Genomic DNA, 16355 nt, shown 5'->3' with positions numbered 1-16355 from the left:
GTCCTGCGAGTCGCCGGATGTGGAAGTCGATCTACCCCTGTGTGATCCTCGCCATGGTGGCGAGCCCCGCGACCGGTGAGCCGTCCGCCAGCGCTGTGCGGAGCGCGGCGCCGTTCGACTGGAGCGGCTTTTACGTCGGAGCGCACGTCGGCGCCTTAGCAGGCCGGGCGGATTGGTCGGCGATGCCGGCCGGGAGTGCCGGGGCGGTCGATCTGTTCGATCCGTTTCAGGCCTTCAAGGGCAGCGGCAGCTACGCGCTGGGCCTCCAGGCCGGCTACAATCTCGCACTGTCCTCGCACTGGCTGGTCGGCATGGAGGCGGACCTGGTCTCGCCGAACCCGATTCGGGGGAGCCAGGCTTTCGGTCTTTCGGCGGGTGGAGCGCAGAGCTTCGAGCAGCAGACGCTGCTTGGCGGCACGCTGCGGGGCCGCGTCGGCGGCCACGTGGTGGGGAGCTGGCTGACCTATGCGACGGTCGGATTGGCCTGGAGCTACGATCGGCTGCACTGGTCGAACGATGCGGCGACGACGACTGAGACCGCGCTGCTGTGGCGTTTCGGCTGGGCGGCCGGGGCCGGCGTCGAGACGCCGCTATCGTCGGCGTGGACGGCGCGGGCCGAATATCTCGCGACCGGCTTCGGCTCAGCCGGCGTGAGCTTTCCGATCGTGGGCCAGCGGGTGGACACGGATCTGCTGCTGCACAGCGTCCGCCTCGGCCTGAACTATCGGCTCGGCGAGGACCTTGCGAAAAGCGAGGTCTTCACCAGAGGGATCGATGCGCTGGAGCTGGAGCGCTTCGCCGTGCACGGCCAGGCCACGCTCACCTGGCAATATGCCCTGCCGTTTCGCACGCCCTATAGCGGCACCAACAGCCTGACGCCGAACCATGGCCGCGAGACGTTCGATACGACCTTCTATCTCGGCGCGAAACTGTGGGAGGGCGCGGAGCTCTGGGTCAATCCCGAGATCGACCAGGGGTTCGGCCTGAGCGGCACGTTCGGCGTCGCGGCGTTTCCGAGCGGTGAATCCTACAAGGTCGGCTCGAACTATCCCTATGCGCGGCTGCCGCGTTACTTCATCCGGCAGACCATCGATCTCGGCGGCGAGCTGCAGAGCGTGCAGGGCGGTCCGAACCAGTTCGCCGGCAAGCAGTCGGCGGATCGTGTCGTGCTCACCGTCGGCAAATTCGCGGTCGGCGACATCTTCGACGTCAACAAATACGCCCACGACCCGCGCGTCGACTTCCTGAATTGGGGGCTCGCCGACGTAGCGACCTTCGACTATGCGGCCGACGCCTGGGCCTTCACCTATGGGGCGGCGGCCGAGTGGTACGTCGGCGCCTGGACGGTCCGAAGCGGGGTGTTCGACCTGCCGGTGACGCCGAACAGCACCGACCTCGACCCGAGCTTCGGTCAATTCCAGTTCATCGGTGAGATCGAACATCGGCACGAGCTCGGCGGCCAGCCCGGCAAGCTGCTGCTCACCGGCTTCCTCAACCGTGCGCGGCTCGGCAATTTCGCCGATGCCGTCCAACTCGCGCAGGCAACCCGAGCAATCCCGAGCACGGCCGATGTACGCCGCTACACCAGCAAGACCGGTCTGTCTGCCAGCCTCGAGCAGCAGCTCACGGCCGAGGTCGGCCTGTTCGGCCGCGCCGGCTTCAGCAGCCCCAACCTCGAGGCCAACGCCTTCACGGATTCGGACCGGACCGTGTCTGCGGGAGTGTCGGTGTCGGGCCGGCTGTGGGGAAGGGATGACGACACGTTCGGCCTCGCCGGCTTGATCAATCACATCTCGGCGTCACGCATCGGCTATCTCGATGCCGGCGGACTGACCGCGATCATCGGCGACGGCCGCCTGCCAAATCCCGGCGACGAGCAGGTGATCGAGGCCTATTACAGCCTGCCAATGTATTCTTGGCGGCTGACCGCGGACTATCAGTTCATCGCCCATCCGGCGTTCAACCGCGATCGCGGGCCGGTGTCGATCGTTGCGACGCGGCTGCGCACGCAGTTCTGAGAACCGTTATCGCATTGCGACATTGAGAGCGCGCCGCAAATGCGGCGTTGCGAGCTGCTCGCGTCGTCGTTGCAAGCATCCTGTCAGCTTGGGCTCGTTATCGTCGCGTGCAGATTCACCGTCGCGCGCTGTCGAGCTGCGCCGCATCTCGGGGAGGATGCTGTGATCGCACGATTGACTTTCGCGAGCCTGGCGCTGCTGTCCTTGGGCGCAGCCGGCCAGGCCGCATCGGCTCAGACGCCGAAGGACTCGCTCTGGAATTCCTATCACCTGACGCAGCTGCCATCCGAAATCCAGCGGGCGGTGGCGGCGCAATGCCCGGCGGGACCGATCGCCGGCCACTATTTCGCGACCTACACACCGTCCACCATCGTGCTGCACTTCGAGTATCTCGGCTGCCGCAACGGCCCGGTTGCGGTCTGCCGCGACGGTCAGTGCCTGCGGCAGGTGTATCGCGATGTCGGCGGTCACTATCGGCTGGAGCGCAGCTTCTTCGCGGCGGCGTATCAGTAGCGCGGATCAGCGAACTGAATTGCTGCCGAGCGCGATCTGCGCGAACCGCGCTGCATTCGGTGCGGTCAGATCCGGCGTCACCGGCTTGGCATGATCGAGGCCGACCACCGCGCCGCGCTGGGTTTCGGCGATGATATTGCCGTTGATCGCCGCGGTGCCGGCACCGTCCATCACCGACACGCCGATGCCGACGAACGCCTTGCGCACCATGTTGCCGGTGATCGCGACGTCGCGCAGATAGCGGCCCCAGCCGGCAACGATGCCGAACGAAGGTGCGTTCTCGATCACGTTGCCGGTCACCGCGGTGTCCGCTTCGACATAGATGCCGATGCCGGCATCGTCGTCCGGCGCGGTGCCGATCGGGCGTTTCGGCCTGAGATTACGGATGATGTTGCCTTGCACGGTGCTGAGCCGTCCACCCTCGTTGAAGTTGCAGACCGAGACGCCGAGCGCCGCGCCGTCGACGGTGTTGTTGGCGATCACGGCGCCCTCGAAGGCGAACTCGGAATACAGGGCGACTTCGCGGACGTCGCTGACGCTGTTGCCGGTGATCTGGATGTTCGACGCCGAATTGCCGCGCACCGCGGAGTAATCGCAATTCTTGATGCGGTTGCCGCTGACGATGACGTTGCCGGCGCGAAACGCATTGATGGCGTTGCCGTACTGACCCGAGCCGCCCGGGCCGGCCTTGATGTTCTCGACCCGGTTGCCGGTGACCAGCGTGCCGTCGTCGCCGATCGTGGTCCGCAGGATCTCGATGCCGTTGTCGTTGGTGCCGACAATGGTGTTGCCGTCGACGCGCAGGCCGCGTGCGTCGAACGACACGACGCCGGTCACGGCGATCGCGGTCAGGATGTTGTCGCTGATCGTGCCGGAGCTGGTTTCCAGCCAGATGCCGCTGCCGCCGCTGGCGGTGATCTCGCACTGCTCGATACGTAGCGCCCGCGCCCCGATGCAATGCACCAGTCCGCGCCGCGCGGGCAGCGCGATGCCGCCGCCATCGAGCATCAGGCCGGACAGCGTCGGGGTGTCGGCGCCTGCGCTGTCGAACAACGATGGGCCGCCGGTGAACAGCAGCCTCGTCGCGCCGCGCACGCCGCTGAGCTGCGCGCCGGAGGGCAGGCGCAACGTGCCTGTGCGATAGGTGCCCGGGGGCAGCGCCAGCGGGACGCGGCGCTCGGCGGCGTCGTCGATCGCGCGCTGCAGCGCGGCCGTCTGATCGTCCGAACTATCAGGCCGCACGCCGAGCTGGGTGGCATCGCGGCCGCGCTTAGAGGTCAACGGCGCGGCCGCCAGCGGCGTGGCCGCGACGGCCAGTCCGCCAGCGAGGGCGCCGAGCAGGTCGCGGCGATGGATCGTCATGTCTGCGCCTCTGCGTGAACCAGATGTCTTGGTAACGCAGAAACCGCCATCCTCCGGGGGACGGCGGTGTCGCAGCAGCGCGATGTTTCGCGGTACGGTTAACTCTCAGGCAGCGTTGCGCGAGAGCTGGTAGTCCCGCTCGGCATGCGCCTCGGCTTCGTTGTGCTCGGGGTTTTCGCCCGGCTCGGCGCTGCAGGCGCGGATCTGGTAGCCATTGTCGAGGATGCGGCGTGGCCGCGGCGAGTCGTCGCCGGTATCGACATCGACGACGAGGCCACTTTCCTGGGCATGTTTCCAGACGCTGGCCTCGGTCGGATAGGCCTTGCTGATCTTGGCATCGTCGCAATACAGCGCGTAGGGCATAGGATCCTCCGATCGGGTTCCAACGCCGAACCGCGTCGCGGGTTCAGACTCGCAACTCGCCTGGGCGATCACGCCGTCGTGAGCCTTGCGCGGCGGGCCTGCCGGATCATCTCCAGCAGGATCGCTTCGCCCGCATCGGCCAGGTGCTCGGCGCTGATCGCGCTGCCGGGCCAGGGGCGGCCATCGCGGGCCAGCAGAGGGACGTGGATGAAGGCGGCGAGGCGGGGACCGTCCGGCTTGTGCGTCGCTTCGATCGCGCGCCAGCTCAGATAGTTGCACAGATAGCGGCCGGCATCGCGCGAGAGGCGGGCGTCGACCCCTGTGGCCTGGGCCGCGCGGAGCAGGCGCGCGCAATGCGGGCCGAACTGCTGCGCGTCCCGGCCCGGGGTGATCGAGGACGTGCGCAGCGTCGTGCGCTCGGCATCGGGCCACAGCATGGTGACGGCGTTGCGGGCGCGGGTTTCGATCCGCAAATGCCGGGTCCGCGCGGCAAGGCCGAACATCAGCAGCGCGTCGGGCCGATGCGTTGCAAGGAGCCGCGGCAGGTCGCGGTCGACGGCGCGATAGCTCACTGGGAAGACATGGCCGATGCGCTCGACTGCGTCGAACGCCGACCGCCGCAGCTTGACCAGCCGCTCGACCAGCGCCGGCGTCGGATTGTAAGGCGCGCCGGGAAACGGGCCAAAGCCGGTGATTAAGATACGCAGCGCGGTCATGAGGCGATGCCCATCCCCGTCATTGCGAGGAGCGTAGCGACGAAGCAATCCAGCTCCGTGCACCGCGCATCTGGATTGCTTCGCGGAGCCTGTCATCGGGCCGGCCGAAGGCCGGACCCGTTGGCTCGCAATGACGCCCTGGCGCGGGGGAGGTCCCTCACGCCAGCAACTCCGCGATCGCATCGGCGCCAATCGCCGGGGTGAGGCGGCCGGCGGCGACGTCGGCTTCGGTGTGCTTGACCTTGGCGCGGATCGCGGCGTCGCTCTTCAGGCGCGCCTTCCAGCGGTCCTCGAGCATGGTCCACATCCACTTGACCTGCTGCTCGCGTCGCCGGGTCTCGAACTCGCCGGAGGGCGTGGTGGCGTCGCGGTGGGCGAGGATCGACTGCCACAGCTCCGCGATGCCGGCGCCGGTCATCGCCGAATAGGTCTGCACCGGCGGCTGCCAGTGCACCGAGCGCGGCGTCAGGATGTGCAGTGCGGCGCGATACTCGCCGGCGGCCAGATTGGCGCGGGCGATGTTGTCGCCGTCGGCCTTGTTGATCGCGATCATGTCGGCGAGTTCGACGAGGCCCTTCTTGATGCCCTGCAGCTCGTCGCCGGCACCCGGCAGCATCAAGGCCAGGAAGAAATCGGTCATGTCGCACACCGCGGTTTCGGACTGACCGATGCCGACGGTCTCGACCAGCACGACGTCGAAGCCGGCGGCTTCGCACAGCAGCATCGCCTCGCGGGTCTTGGCGGCGACGCCGCCGAGCGTGCCGGACGACGGCGAGGGGCGGATGAAGGCATTGGCTTCGGCCGACAGCCGCGCCATCCGGGTCTTGTCGCCGAGGATCGAGCCGCCGGTACGCGCGGAGGAGGGGTCCACCGCCAGCACGGCGACCTTATGGCCCTGCTCGATCAGATACATGCCGAGCGCGTCGATCGTGGTCGACTTGCCGACGCCGGGCGAGCCGGTGATGCCGACGCGGATGGCGCGCCCGGTCTGCGGCAGCAGCTCCTGCACCAGCGCCCGCGCCGAGGCCTGGTGATCGCCGCGCCGGCTTTCGATCAGCGTGATCGCCCGCGCCAGCGCGGCGCGGTGGCCGCCGCGCACCTCGCTCGCCAGCGACGGCAGATCGAGCGGCTTCTTACTTGTTGCGGTCATCATCGCCTTTCGGGCGCTCGCCGCCGAAGATCGCGGTGCCTTCTGCGGTGAAGTAGGGCTTCAGGCTCTGCCACGGCACGTAGGCGTCGTAGGTGCCCTCGGCATAGGCGCCGACCGCATAGGGCGCGTAGTGGAAGATCAGGCCGGAGCTCTTGCCGGCCTCGGTCGAGCGGGCGAGCGTGACGGGGCCGATCTTGAGCAGCTTCGGTTCGATGCTCTTGGCGTAGTCCTCGCCGTCATCCTCGGTGCCGCGCTCCTTCTTCTCCGCCTTCAGCGAGGCCAGCACACCCTTGACCATCGCCTGCATCGCCGGGCTGCCGTCGGCGAGATCGGTGAAGAACGGCCGGATGCTGATGCGCTTGGCCTGCTGCCTGTCCCACAGCACGGTATCGATCTCGGTGTTGGGATGGGCACCGCCGGTGTAGCTGTAGTCCATCCGCAGCACGCTGACATAGCGATCCGCGATCAGCGAGGCCTGCGTGTAGCTGCGCTCGTAGGTCCACGGGCCATTGCGGAACAGCTCTGGATCGCTCTTCAGCTCGGGCTCCGCCTCGGCGCGCTGCTCGGCGATGTACTTCTTGCCCTCGGCGAGGCAGTTCTCCGCCAGCTTCGCATCGGCCTTGATCGCCGCATCGAGCAGAACCGTGCCGTCGATCGCTTTGGTCTTCACCGCGAAGTCGGGCTTGGGTTTGGCCGGCTCGGCGAGAGCGGGGGAGAGCAGAAAAGCGACCAGAACGAACGACCACATTTGAAGAAAACGTGCCACGAGAATTATCCGCTTTGAGCTAGTTGTGAGATCCTGCCCGGCGCTGCGCTTCAGCGAATGCTTTCAGCCGCGGGAGATCGGCGATGACGATGTTCCAGACGGTCTCGCTTTCGATCGTATGGTAGGCATGGCGCAGCCGGTTGCCAAAATTGTTGATGCCACGCCAATCGATTTCAGTCCCCAGCGACTTGAGTTCTTCAGGAAGTCGATGAGACGCTTCGCAGACGATGAGCAGAAGCCGCTCGACCATCAATTGTAAATCGAAACTGGCCTTGAAGTCGGTCAGAGATTTGCCGGCGGTCCGAACCTCGACGTGCCCGATCCCTTCGATGATGTCGCGTAGCCGATCATCGGTCTTTGGCGGCATCAGATTGCCTCGACCAGATCGTCCGCGATCCGTTCGACGAAACGCGGCTTAAGATGGTCACCATGCAGAGTGACCTGGGTCGATATGCCCGTCGCTTCCTCGCAGATTGAGCCGATCTCAAGGGGCGTTTTCCAGGTCAGCTTGTAGTCGGGCTGCATCTTTACCAGCACGTCGAGATCGCTATCCGGCCGCGCGTCGCCGCGGGCGCGCGAGCCGAACACGAACAGCTTAGCGACGCCCGCGGCGCGCAGGGCGTCAGTCTGCGCGCGAAGGCGGGCGAGGATGGTGTCCAGCGGCATGTCGGCGACCGTTGTCATAGCCGCAGACTATCACATCGCCGCCGTCTCCGCAGCTACTCCGCCGCCTGACTCGTGTGCCCCAGCCGCGCGTTGAGCTTCCGGATCAGCTCTTCGGCGGCGTCGGCGATCACGGTGCCGGGCGGGAAGATGGCTTCGGCGCCCGACTTGTACAGCGCGTCGTAGTCCTGCGGCGGGACGACGCCGCCGATGATGATCATGATGTCTTCGCGGCCCTGCTTCTTCAGCGCGGCCTTGAGTTCCGGCACCGCGGTGAGATGCGCGGCGGCGAGTGACGACACGCCGAGGATGTGGACGTCGTTCTCCACCGCCTGGCGCGCCGCCTCGTCGGCGGTGGCGAACAGCGGCCCGATGTCGACGTCGAAGCCGATGTCGGCGAACGCCGAGGCGATCACCTTCTGGCCGCGGTCGTGGCCGTCCTGGCCGATTTTGGCGACCAGGATGCGCGGTCGCCGGCCCTCGGCGTCCTCGAACGCATCGATCAGCGCCTGCACCTTCTCCACGCGATCCGACATGGTCGAAGCCTCCCGTTTATAGACGCCGGTCAGCGACCGGATCTCGGCGCGATGCCGGCCGTAGACGGTTTCCAGCGCGTCGGAGATTTCACCGACGGTGGCCTTGGCGCGCGCCGCGTCGATCGCCAGCGCCAGCAGATTGCCGGTGCCGTCCGAGGCGGCGCTGGTCAGCGCGGCGAGTGCGGCATCGACGTCGGCCTGCTTGCGTTCCTTGCGCAGCCGGCCGAGCTTGTCGATCTGCAGCCGCCGCACGGTCGAATTGTCGACCTTCAGCACGTCGAGCGGCGCTTCGTCGGTCGGCTTGTATTTGTTGACGCCGATCACCGACTGGCGGCCGGTGTCGATCCGCGCCTGGGTCTTGGCCGAGGCTTCCTCGATGCGCAGCTTCGGCACGCCGGCCTCGATCGCCTTGGCCATGCCGCCGAGCGCCTCGACTTCCTGAATGTGGCCCCAGGCCTTGACGGCGAGGTCGTGGGTCAGCCGCTCGACGTAGTACGAGCCGCCCCACGGATCGATGATCCGGGTGGTGCCACTCTCCTGCTGCAGGAACAGCTGGGTGTTGCGGGCGATGCGCGCCGAGAAATCGGTCGGCAGCGCCAGCGCTTCGTCGAGCGCGTTGGTGTGTAGCGACTGGGTGTGGCCTTGCGTCGCCGCCATCGCCTCGATCGTGGTGCGCATGACGTTGTTGTAGACGTCCTGCGCGGTCAGCGACCAGCCGGAGGTCTGGCAATGCGTGCGCAGCGACAGCGACTTGTCGTTCTTCGGGTCGAACTGCGTCAGCAGCTTGGCCCAGAGCAGCCGCGCCGCGCGCATCTTGGCGACTTCCATGAAGAAGTTCATCCCGATCGCCCAGAAGAACGAGAGCCGCGGCGCAAACTTGTCGACGTCGAGCCCGGCCGCGATGCCGGCGCGGACGTATTCGACGCCGTCGGCCAGCGTATAAGCGAGCTCGAGGTCCTGCGTTGCGCCGGCTTCCTGCATGTGATAGCCGGAGATCGAGATCGAGTTGAACTTCGGCATCTTCTGCGACGTGTAGGCGAAGATGTCGGAGATGATGCGCATCGACGGCGTCGGCGGGTAGATGTAGGTGTTGCGCACCATGAACTCTTTCAGAATGTCGTTCTGAATGGTGCCCGACAGCTTCTCCGGCGGCACGCCCTGTTCCTCGGCGGCGGCGACGAACAGCGCGAGGATCGGCAGCACCGCGCCGTTCATGGTCATCGACACGCTCATCTGGTCGAGCGGAATGCCGGCGAACAGCGTGCGCATGTCGTAGATACTATCGATCGCCACACCGGCCATGCCGACGTCGCCGGCGACGCGCGGATGATCACTATCGTAGCCGCGGTGCGTGGCGAGATCGAACGCCACCGACAAACCCTTCTGACCGGCGGCGAGGTTGCGCCGATAGAACGCGTTGGAATCCTCCGCGGTCGAGAAGCCGGCATATTGCCGGATCGTCCAGGGCTGGTTGACGTACATGGTCGGGTAGGGGCCGCGCAGGAACGGCGCGACGCCCGGCCAGGTGTCGAGGAAATCGATGCCGGCCACGTCCGCTTCGGAGTAGCCCGGCTTTACCAGAATGCCTTCCGGCGTCAGCCACGGCTGGGCTTCGCCTGCGGGCGCAGGGGCGGCGGTCGGCTGGAAGGCGAGGTCGGCGAAGTTCGGAATCTTGCTCATGTTCTTCGTTCTCTGTTCCAGCCGATGTTATCATGGCCGGTTTGACGCGTCATGCGAGGCTCAGTCGTGGTCCGGCTGCTGATAGCTGAACACTTGTGCCATCCGATCGGGCCCGTAGTTCTGCAACGTGGTTTTGCCCGGCAGGTTCGCGATGGTTCCGGTCCAGCCGAGCCGGGCCTCGATGCCGTATTGCAGGGTCGGAACCACCCGGTCCGGCCGGTCGAAGGTTCCGGTCATGATCTCGATGCTGTCGCAGACCAGCAGCCGGTAGCCGAGTGGTGTGCCGCAATCCTTGCAGAAGTCGCGTTCGGCGACCGAGGAGGAGCGGAAGGACGCGGGCGTGCCGCGGGTCCAGGCGAAGTTCTCGCGGGCGATCTCGGCCATCGCGGCGAACGGACCGCCCGTCGCCTTCTGGCACATCCGGCAATGGCACAGCGTCACCCGCAGCGGCGCGGCCGACAGCGCGAAGCGGATCGCCCCGCACTGGCAGCCGCCGGTGAGTACTGGTTTGCCGGCCGCAGTCATGCCGCCTCGATCTCGGTCCAGGCATTGGTCAGGAGCGCGAGGGCATCGCCTCCGGCGAAGATGAACTCCTGTACTCCGGCTTCACGCAGGCTAGCCTCCAGCTCGCCCGGACGGCCCGCGAGATAGATCCGCTTGCAGCCGGCCTGGTGCAGCGCCTCAGCGGCCGGAGCGGCGTGCGCCGGATAGGCCTTGTCCGAGGAGCACAGGCACGCGAATGCCGCGCCGGAAGCCTTGAAGGCGGCGGCGAGGGCGGCGGGATCGGTGAAGCCTTCGCTGTCGATCGCTTCGATGCCACCGGTCTCGAAGAAGCTCTTCGCAAAGGTCGCGCGCGCGGTGAAATCGGCCGGCGTGCCGAGATTGGCGAGGAACACCTTCGGCCGCGCTGCCTTGGCGGCGAGCACTGCGTCGGACTTGTCGCGTAGCGTTTCGAACGGCGTCGCGAGCCGGACCGGCGTCAGCGGTTCGAAGCTGATCTTTGCTTCGCCGGACGGCGGCACCGCGGCCGGCGTCAGCTTCAACACCGTCGCCGGAGCCTCGTGCAGGTTCGGGAATTCGCTGGCCCCGGTGAGCACGTCGCGGCGCTTGCCGATCGCCTTGTCGCGCGCCGCGCGGGTCGCCGCGACCTTCGGCTGGATCAGGCCAGCAGCCAGCGCGGAGAAGGCGCCGCCGGCTTTCTCGATCTCCTGGAACTGCGCCCAGGCGGAGGCGCAGAGTTCCTGCGTCAGCGCCTCGATGCCGCCGGCGCCGGCCGCCGGGTCGGCGACCTTGTCGAGGTTGGACTCTTCGAGCAGGATCAGCTGCGTATTGCGGGCAACGCGGCGCGCGAAGGCGTCGGGCAGGCCGAGCGCCAGCGTGTGCGGCAGCACCACCAGCGAATTGGCACCGCCGAGCGCGGCCGAGAAGGTCGCCACGGTGGCGCGCAGCATGTTCACCGACGGGTCGCGCTGCGTCAGCATCCGCCACGCGGTTTCGGCGGCGACGAACAGCGGCTTCGGCGCCAGTCCGCAGCTCTCCTCGACGCGCGCCCACAGCAGCCGCAGCGCACGGAACTTCGCCAGCGTCAGGAACTGATCGGCGTCCGACGACAGTCGCGCGTAGATCATGCTCCGCGCCTGGTCGAGCGGCACGCCGGCAGCGTCCAGCGCGCGCAGATAGGCCGTGGCGGAGGCGAGCACAAAGGCCAGCTCCTGGGCTTCCGAACCGCCGGCGTCGTGGATGACGCGGCCATCGGCGGCGAGCAGGTTGGCCTTGAAGCCGAGCGCCGCGAGCCCGGTGGCGACCTGGGCGACGCCGCTGGCGATCTCGGCCCAGTCGGACGCGCTCGATCCCTGCACGGCGCGGGCGCCGAGCGGATCGATGCCGAAGCGGAGCTGGCAGGCGGCCGGATCGGTGCCGCGGCTCTTGATCAGATCGGCCAGGTGGCTAACCAGATCGCAGGACTGCGGCGCGAATTGCAATTCGATCGCGATGCCGGCGTCGAGGTGAACGCCATCCAGCACCGTCTCGAGCGCGTCCTTGGTCGGCGGCAGGCCGAAGCCGCGCGCGCCGACGCTGCCGGCGAAGACCAGCGTCAATCCAGTCGCGCCGTTTTCGAGATCGTGCAGCGCCTGCTTGTTGGCTTCGCGCGCATCCGGATGATCGATCCGCTGCGTGATGGCCCATGGCGCGGCGGGGGCGCGGCCGGCGACCGGCGCGGCGCCCTTGGCGCGCGGATAGATCGGCTGGATGGTCACGCCGTCATGCGTCTTGCTGACCAGTTTTTCGAACGGGGCGCCCTTCAGCACGCCGTCGACCAGCTTGCGCCATTGGTCCTGGTCGGCCGGCGGGAAATCGTCGGCGAGCGACAGCTCGTTGGTTGCGGAAGACATGTTGGAAATCGGACTCCCAGATACGAAAACTTGATTGGGCCGGAAAATGCCACGCGCGGCGCGGCATGCCAAACGGTTGTTTCGGGCCAAAAGGCGCAGGACGCAGAATTATGTGCTGCATTGCCCGCGGGGCGGCAAACGCTCGATTCCGTCGGTGGGGAGCGCCGCCAGCGCGTCCCTGAAGGACCGTCCGCCGATGCTCCCGTCAGGCCGAATCTCGACCAGCGGCACCAGCACGAAGGCGCGCTCGAACAGCCGCGGGTGCGGCAGCGTCAAATCGGGACGATCGATTTCGGCATCGGCATAAGCCAGCAGGTCGAGATCGAGCGTGCGCGGACCCCAGCGCCGCTCGTTGGCGCGGTCGCGGCCGAAGCGCTTCTCGATCTTGTGGAGCGTTTGCAGAAGCGACAGCGGATCGAGCCGGGTGTCGATCGCGATGCAGGCGTTGACGAAAGCGTCCTGCTGTTCGTCGCCCCATGGCGGCGTCGTGTAGTCCGAGGAACGCGCCAGCAGGTCGGCCTGCGTCATGCCGCAGATATTGGCGATCGCCTTGTCGAACGTCGCACGGACGTCGCCGACATTGCCGCCGAGCGCGATCAGCGCCTCAGCCATGCGTGCTCTGGCGGGTGCGGGTGATGATCACGCCGACGTCGTCGAAGATCGCCGCGATCGGCGCGTGTGGTTTGTGGACCGTGATCTTGACCGCGCCGATTTTCGGAAAAGTCGACAGGATCGCTTCGGCCACCGCGCCGGCGGCGCGTTCGAGCAGTTTGTAGTTGGCGTCTTTGAACGCCGCGGTCGCGCAGGCGACGACGTTGGAATAGGAGACCGTGTCGGACAGCCGGTCGGTGCGCGAGGATTCCGACAGATCGACCGCGAGTTCGAGGTCGATCACGAAGCGCTGGCCGACTTCGGTCTCGTGGTCCATCACGCCGTGGCGCGCGTGTAGCACCAGGCCGGTGATGAAGATGGTGTCGCTCATCGGCTGTCCTCGATGCTGGTGGTGATCGCGTGCGCAACCTTCAGCGCCTGCGCGGTGGCGGCGACGTCGTGCGCGCGGATGATCTGTGCGCCGTTCTGCACGGCGATCAGATGCGCGGCGAGCGAGCCGCCGAGGCGATCCTTCGGCTCCGACGCCACCACCGTGCTGATAAAACGTTTGCGCGACGCGCCGACCAGGATCGGCAGGCCGAAATGCTTGAACTCGGCGAGCCGCGCCAGCGCGATCATGCTCTGCCGAGGCGTCTTGCCGAAGCCGATGCCGGGATCGAGTACGATGTTGGTATCGGCAATGCCGGCGCGTGCGGCGATCGCCAGCGAACGCGCGAAGAACGCGTCGATATCCGCAACGATGTCGATCGTCTCATCGACCGCGTCGCGATTGTGCATCACCACCACGGGCGCACCATGCGCGGCGACGACGCGGGCCATCTCCGGATCGCGCTGCAGGCCCCAGACGTCGTTGGCGATCGCCGCGCCGTTGTTCAGCGCCCAATCGACCACCTCGGCCTTCATGCTGTCGATCGACACCGGCACGCCGAGCGCCGCGACCGCGGCGAGCACCGGCGCCAGCCGCTGCAATTCCTGCTCGGCCGAGACCGGCTGCGAGCCGTAGGGCCGGGTGGATTCCGCGCCGATGTCGATGATGTCGGCGCCCTCGGCGATCATCCGCGCGGCGTGCTCGCGCGCCCGCTCCGGCGCGATGAAATCGCCGCCGTCGGAGAAAGAGTCCGGGGTGATATTGAGAATGCCCATCACCAGAGGGAGGGGCCGCGCCAGCAGCGCCCGCAGCCGGTCGGGGCCGGTGGCGGCGGGTATGGCTAGCTTTTGCGGTGATGCGCTCATACGCAGCGCTTTGCGCGGTCCGAGTTAGGCTGTCAAGCGGGGGCATAGGGATGGCGGTGCTCAAGACCGTTTACTAAACCGTTCCTGTGTCCGATAGAGGTTTGATCAGGACTGAAGATCGGGCTGACGTTCCGAATCTGCCGAACGCACCACTACTTCGAACCGTCGTGAAGGCCCGCCTGGATGTTGACCTGAGTCAGCTGTTGGCTCTTGGAGGCAGGAGTGGACAGGACAAGTAGAAACGTATAGTTGCATCGCTTATTCGCTTGTCGACTGACGATTTTGTTTGGCTTGTTCCATGCGCAATTCCCTCGCAACTGTTGCGGCAGTTAAGCTCATTTGTTTCTATTTAGCCGCGGCTTCACTACTCCTTGGCTCGGTAATTTATGTTCTCTTCCGTACCGATTCGCTTCTGCTGTTTCGGTGGGCAAGTGCAATCGGTGTATTCCCGACTATCCATTCGCTACGAATGTACTCTTTGGGAATCGGGTCGATCATTCCGGCATGGGTCGTCTATTCGATGCCATTCGCCCTTTGGACATTCTCATACATGTTGTTCGTTCGAGTGATTTGGTTTGAGTTGAGGTCTCTTTCAGCTGTAATTTGGCTTTGGACGGTGCCCGTCGTCGCTTTAGCTTCAGAGATCGGTCAATCTTTGCGTCTGGTACCAGGCACGTTTGATATTATCGACATGATAACGATAGCTTTCGCGATCGCAGCTGCATTGGCCTTCGATCGAATTATCGACGTTAAACAGAGTAGGGCGTCATGAATAATACCGCTCTTCGCCATCTTTTTTCGTTGTTCGCACTCGCCGCATTCGCGATTCTGGCGGCAGGGAGTCTGGATACCGACACAGACACAAGGCAAATCCAGTCGCAGTCGCCGAGCTACACACTTTCAGCCGATCAACTGTACTACGAATATAACGCAAACGAGGTCGCCGCTGACGCAAAATATAAGGGCAAAGTGGTGGTAATCTCCGGGGTGATTCAAAGCATTGGCAAGGACATTCTTGATTCCGCATTCATAGTCGTTGGCGGGAAGGGCTTTCTCGATGGCGCGCAGTGTATGTTCACGAAGGCAGAAGAATCGGCAGTTGCCCGACTCGCGAAAGGCCAGCGCGTTTCCGTTAAAGGTGAGGTGAGCGGCAAAATGGGAAACGTGCTGCTTAAGAAGTGCTCGATGCAGTGATCGGTACGCTGATTGCCCCGTGTCGTTGGATGCGCGCGGTGTATTTGCAGTTATGGAAACACAGTGAGAGCGTTCCTGCTCGACCTGAGTGATGAAGGTCGTGCTCGCTTGAAGGGTAATAGTTAATAAAATCCGGCTATGCGGCTCTTTTTTAGTAGCTGATCTTCAGCGGCAGTTTCCGTGCCTGCTCGATCAGCTGCCCGACTTCCTTTTCGGACGGCAGGGCGCGCACCAGCTTGCGCTGCAGGTTGGCTTCTTTCATGTTCTGCGCCAGCCGCGCCGGGTTGCGGTGGGTGAATTCGCGCAGGGTGTTGACGCCGGCGGCGCGGAGCAGTTCGGCTTTGGCCTTGCCCATGCCGGGGATGCGCATGCAGTCGGCGATGTTGGCCCATTCCAGCAATTGCTGCTCGCTGAGGCCGGTCTTGGCGGCGAGTGCCTTGCGGCCCCGGGTCGTCTTGGCGGCTTCGAGCAGGGCTTCGGTGGTTCGGATGCCGATCGATTTCAGTTTGGCGGCGGCTGCTGCCGAGATGCCGTCAATCTGGGAAATTGGATATGTCATGACGCTCGGGAACTGATTGGTCAGGTGAACTGGCGGAGGCCGGGCGTGCCGGAGATGATTTCGCTCATCCGCTCGGCGCCGATCTTTTCACGACCAAAATGGAACAGCTCGCGCGCAAGCTTCTGGATGTCGCCCATGCCGAGGCCGAGGCCCATCAGCTTGGTACCGACCGCCATGATGCCGCCGCCCATCAGACGTCCAAGCGTACTGCGCGAACCGTCTGCGGACGCGATCGCCTCTTCGGCGCCGGGGATGGTGTCGATCAGAGCCTGGACGTGGACTTGCGGGCCTTCATTGCGGAGAAAGTTGAGAATGATGCCGACGCTCTTGCCGGCAACAGCTTTCTCCAGGCCGGCCTTCTCGGCCAGCCGGTCAATCAACTCATCCATTACGCCCCCGCCGCCGGTTTTCTGCCGGATTGTACTTGTCCGATCATCCTGATCTCCCACGCTTCGAAACACAAGCAACGCGCGCGAGAGAAGCCGCCGGGCGGCGGGGATTCGAATCAAGTGTTGCAACATTGCAAGAGCGTTCTTGCCCAAAGCTCTCTACCAACAGATTAAAGCTGGACGATTTGCGACGCCTTCGCCGCGGCAT

At 65.6% G+C, this 16355-nt stretch carries 18 protein-coding genes; 3 read left to right on the top strand and 15 right to left on the bottom strand.

Annotated features, from left to right (window positions below):
• Window positions 1–53: 53 nt before the first annotated feature.
• Together IP86_RS12125 and IP86_RS12120 are read left to right on the top strand one after the other, a co-directional pair.
• Window positions 54–2018, top strand: coding sequence for a carbohydrate porin (locus IP86_RS12125; protein ID WP_502693998.1), 1965 nt, complete (start codon window positions 54–56; stop codon window positions 2016–2018).
• 162 nt (window positions 2019–2180) lie between these two features.
• Window positions 2181–2531, top strand: coding sequence for a hypothetical protein (locus tag IP86_RS12120; protein ID WP_156332475.1), 351 nt, complete (start codon window positions 2181–2183; stop codon window positions 2529–2531).
• A gap of 6 nt (window positions 2532–2537) precedes the next feature.
• Here IP86_RS12120 and IP86_RS12115 read toward each other — a convergent pair whose 3' ends face one another.
• From IP86_RS12115 to folP, 13 genes are all read right to left on the bottom strand, one after another.
• Complete coding sequence (locus IP86_RS12115) at window positions 2538–3893, bottom strand: TIGR03808 family TAT-translocated repetitive protein (RefSeq protein ID WP_054162776.1); 1356 nt, start codon at window positions 3891–3893, stop codon at window positions 2538–2540.
• A gap of 105 nt (window positions 3894–3998) precedes the next feature.
• Window positions 3999–4256 (bottom strand): hypothetical protein, encoded by a 258-nt coding sequence (locus IP86_RS12110; RefSeq protein WP_054162775.1) that lies wholly within the window; start codon window positions 4254–4256, stop codon window positions 3999–4001.
• Window positions 4257–4324: 68 nt separating this feature from the next.
• The gene (locus IP86_RS12105) at window positions 4325–4972 is read right to left on the bottom strand and encodes a pyroglutamyl-peptidase I (protein ID WP_054162774.1); all 648 of its coding nucleotides are present in this window, start codon (window positions 4970–4972) and stop codon (window positions 4325–4327) included.
• 157 nt (window positions 4973–5129) lie between these two features.
• Window positions 5130–6122, bottom strand: coding sequence for a methylmalonyl Co-A mutase-associated GTPase MeaB (gene meaB, locus IP86_RS12100; RefSeq protein WP_054162773.1), 993 nt, complete (start codon window positions 6120–6122; stop codon window positions 5130–5132).
• Window positions 6106–6870: a DUF3298 and DUF4163 domain-containing protein gene (locus IP86_RS12095; RefSeq protein WP_054162772.1), complete on the bottom strand. Its 765-nt coding sequence runs from the start codon at window positions 6868–6870 to the stop codon at window positions 6106–6108. Before IP86_RS12095 ends, meaB begins: the two co-directional genes overlap by 17 nt.
• A gap of 37 nt (window positions 6871–6907) precedes the next feature.
• Window positions 6908–7255 (bottom strand): HepT-like ribonuclease domain-containing protein, encoded by a 348-nt coding sequence (locus IP86_RS12090; RefSeq protein ID WP_054162771.1) that lies wholly within the window; start codon window positions 7253–7255, stop codon window positions 6908–6910.
• Entirely contained in the window at window positions 7255–7554 is a 300-nt protein-coding gene (locus IP86_RS12085) for a nucleotidyltransferase family protein (RefSeq protein WP_245290600.1), read from the bottom strand. Before IP86_RS12085 ends, IP86_RS12090 begins: the two co-directional genes overlap by 1 nt.
• A gap of 53 nt (window positions 7555–7607) precedes the next feature.
• Window positions 7608–9767, bottom strand: a complete 2160-nt coding sequence (gene scpA, locus IP86_RS12080) for a methylmalonyl-CoA mutase (protein WP_054162769.1) — start codon at window positions 9765–9767, stop codon at window positions 7608–7610.
• Window positions 9768–9827: 60 nt separating this feature from the next.
• Window positions 9828–10292 (bottom strand): GFA family protein, encoded by a 465-nt coding sequence (locus IP86_RS12075; RefSeq protein ID WP_054162768.1) that lies wholly within the window; start codon window positions 10290–10292, stop codon window positions 9828–9830.
• On the bottom strand, window positions 10289–12160 hold the full coding sequence (locus tag IP86_RS12070) for a methylmalonyl-CoA mutase subunit beta (protein WP_054162767.1): 1872 nt from the start codon (window positions 12158–12160) through the stop codon (window positions 10289–10291). The genes IP86_RS12075 and IP86_RS12070 overlap by 4 nt, the downstream gene beginning before the upstream one ends.
• Window positions 12161–12268: 108 nt before the next feature.
• On the bottom strand, window positions 12269–12772 hold the full coding sequence (gene folK / locus IP86_RS12065; protein ID WP_054162766.1) for a 2-amino-4-hydroxy-6-hydroxymethyldihydropteridine diphosphokinase: 504 nt from the start codon (window positions 12770–12772) through the stop codon (window positions 12269–12271).
• Window positions 12765–13142 carry a dihydroneopterin aldolase gene (folB, locus tag IP86_RS12060; protein WP_054162765.1) on the bottom strand — a complete coding sequence of 126 codons (378 nt, stop codon included), beginning with the start codon at window positions 13140–13142 and terminating at the stop codon, window positions 12765–12767. Before folB ends, folK begins: the two co-directional genes overlap by 8 nt.
• Window positions 13139–14005, bottom strand: coding sequence for a dihydropteroate synthase (folP, locus tag IP86_RS12055; protein WP_054162764.1), 867 nt, complete (start codon window positions 14003–14005; stop codon window positions 13139–13141). The genes folB and folP overlap by 4 nt, the downstream gene beginning before the upstream one ends.
• A 768-nt stretch (window positions 14006–14773) precedes the next feature.
• Here folP and IP86_RS12045 point away from each other — a divergent pair.
• A complete protein-coding gene (locus IP86_RS12045; protein ID WP_054162762.1) occupies window positions 14774–15199 on the top strand; it encodes an OB-fold protein in 426 nt (141 codons plus the stop codon).
• A 151-nt stretch (window positions 15200–15350) separates the two neighbouring features.
• Here the strand turns inward: IP86_RS12045 and IP86_RS12040 are convergent, their stop codons facing one another.
• Window positions 15351–15758, bottom strand: a complete 408-nt coding sequence (locus IP86_RS12040) for a DUF4332 domain-containing protein (RefSeq protein ID WP_054162761.1) — start codon at window positions 15756–15758, stop codon at window positions 15351–15353.
• Window positions 15759–15778: 20 nt separating this feature from the next.
• Window positions 15779–16147 (bottom strand): hypothetical protein, encoded by a 369-nt coding sequence (locus tag IP86_RS12035; protein ID WP_054162760.1) that lies wholly within the window; start codon window positions 16145–16147, stop codon window positions 15779–15781.
• Window positions 16148–16355: the final 208 nt, after the last annotated feature.

The sequence above is a fragment of the Rhodopseudomonas sp. AAP120 genome (genome assembly GCF_001295845.1).
Taxonomy (GTDB): domain Bacteria; phylum Pseudomonadota; class Alphaproteobacteria; order Rhizobiales; family Xanthobacteraceae; genus Rhodopseudomonas.
This window is presented reverse-complemented; position numbering and strand designations above follow the sequence as displayed.

What these genes read in the sequence shown, in the direction of transcription:
- IP86_RS12125 (WP_502693998.1), top strand. Translation starts at nt 54, where the DNA reads ATGGTGGCGAGCCCCGCGACCGGTGAGCCGTCCGCCAGCGCTGTGCGG.
- IP86_RS12115 (WP_054162776.1), bottom strand. Translation starts at nt 3,893, where the DNA reads ATGACGATCCATCGCCGCGACCTGCTCGGCGCCCTCGCTGGCGGACTG.
- IP86_RS12110 (WP_054162775.1), bottom strand. Translation starts at nt 4,256, where the DNA reads ATGCCCTACGCGCTGTATTGCGACGATGCCAAGATCAGCAAGGCCTAT.
- IP86_RS12105 (WP_054162774.1), bottom strand. Translation starts at nt 4,972, where the DNA reads ATGACCGCGCTGCGTATCTTAATCACCGGCTTTGGCCCGTTTCCCGGC.
- meaB (WP_054162773.1), bottom strand. Translation starts at nt 6,122, where the DNA reads ATGACCGCAACAAGTAAGAAGCCGCTCGATCTGCCGTCGCTGGCGAGC.
- IP86_RS12095 (WP_054162772.1), bottom strand. Translation starts at nt 6,870, where the DNA reads ATGTGGTCGTTCGTTCTGGTCGCTTTTCTGCTCTCCCCCGCTCTCGCC.
- IP86_RS12090 (WP_054162771.1), bottom strand. Translation starts at nt 7,255, where the DNA reads ATGCCGCCAAAGACCGATGATCGGCTACGCGACATCATCGAAGGGATC.
- IP86_RS12085 (WP_245290600.1), bottom strand. Translation starts at nt 7,554, where the DNA reads ATGCCGCTGGACACCATCCTCGCCCGCCTTCGCGCGCAGACTGACGCC.
- scpA (WP_054162769.1), bottom strand. Translation starts at nt 9,767, where the DNA reads ATGAGCAAGATTCCGAACTTCGCCGACCTCGCCTTCCAGCCGACCGCC.
- IP86_RS12075 (WP_054162768.1), bottom strand. Translation starts at nt 10,292, where the DNA reads ATGACTGCGGCCGGCAAACCAGTACTCACCGGCGGCTGCCAGTGCGGG.
- IP86_RS12070 (WP_054162767.1), bottom strand. Translation starts at nt 12,160, where the DNA reads ATGTCTTCCGCAACCAACGAGCTGTCGCTCGCCGACGATTTCCCGCCG.
- folK (WP_054162766.1), bottom strand. Translation starts at nt 12,772, where the DNA reads ATGGCTGAGGCGCTGATCGCGCTCGGCGGCAATGTCGGCGACGTCCGT.
- folB (WP_054162765.1), bottom strand. Translation starts at nt 13,142, where the DNA reads ATGAGCGACACCATCTTCATCACCGGCCTGGTGCTACACGCGCGCCAC.
- folP (WP_054162764.1), bottom strand. Translation starts at nt 14,005, where the DNA reads ATGAGCGCATCACCGCAAAAGCTAGCCATACCCGCCGCCACCGGCCCC.
- IP86_RS12045 (WP_054162762.1), top strand. Translation starts at nt 14,774, where the DNA reads ATGAATAATACCGCTCTTCGCCATCTTTTTTCGTTGTTCGCACTCGCC.
- IP86_RS12040 (WP_054162761.1), bottom strand. Translation starts at nt 15,758, where the DNA reads ATGACATATCCAATTTCCCAGATTGACGGCATCTCGGCAGCAGCCGCC.
- IP86_RS12035 (WP_054162760.1), bottom strand. Translation starts at nt 16,147, where the DNA reads ATGGATGAGTTGATTGACCGGCTGGCCGAGAAGGCCGGCCTGGAGAAA.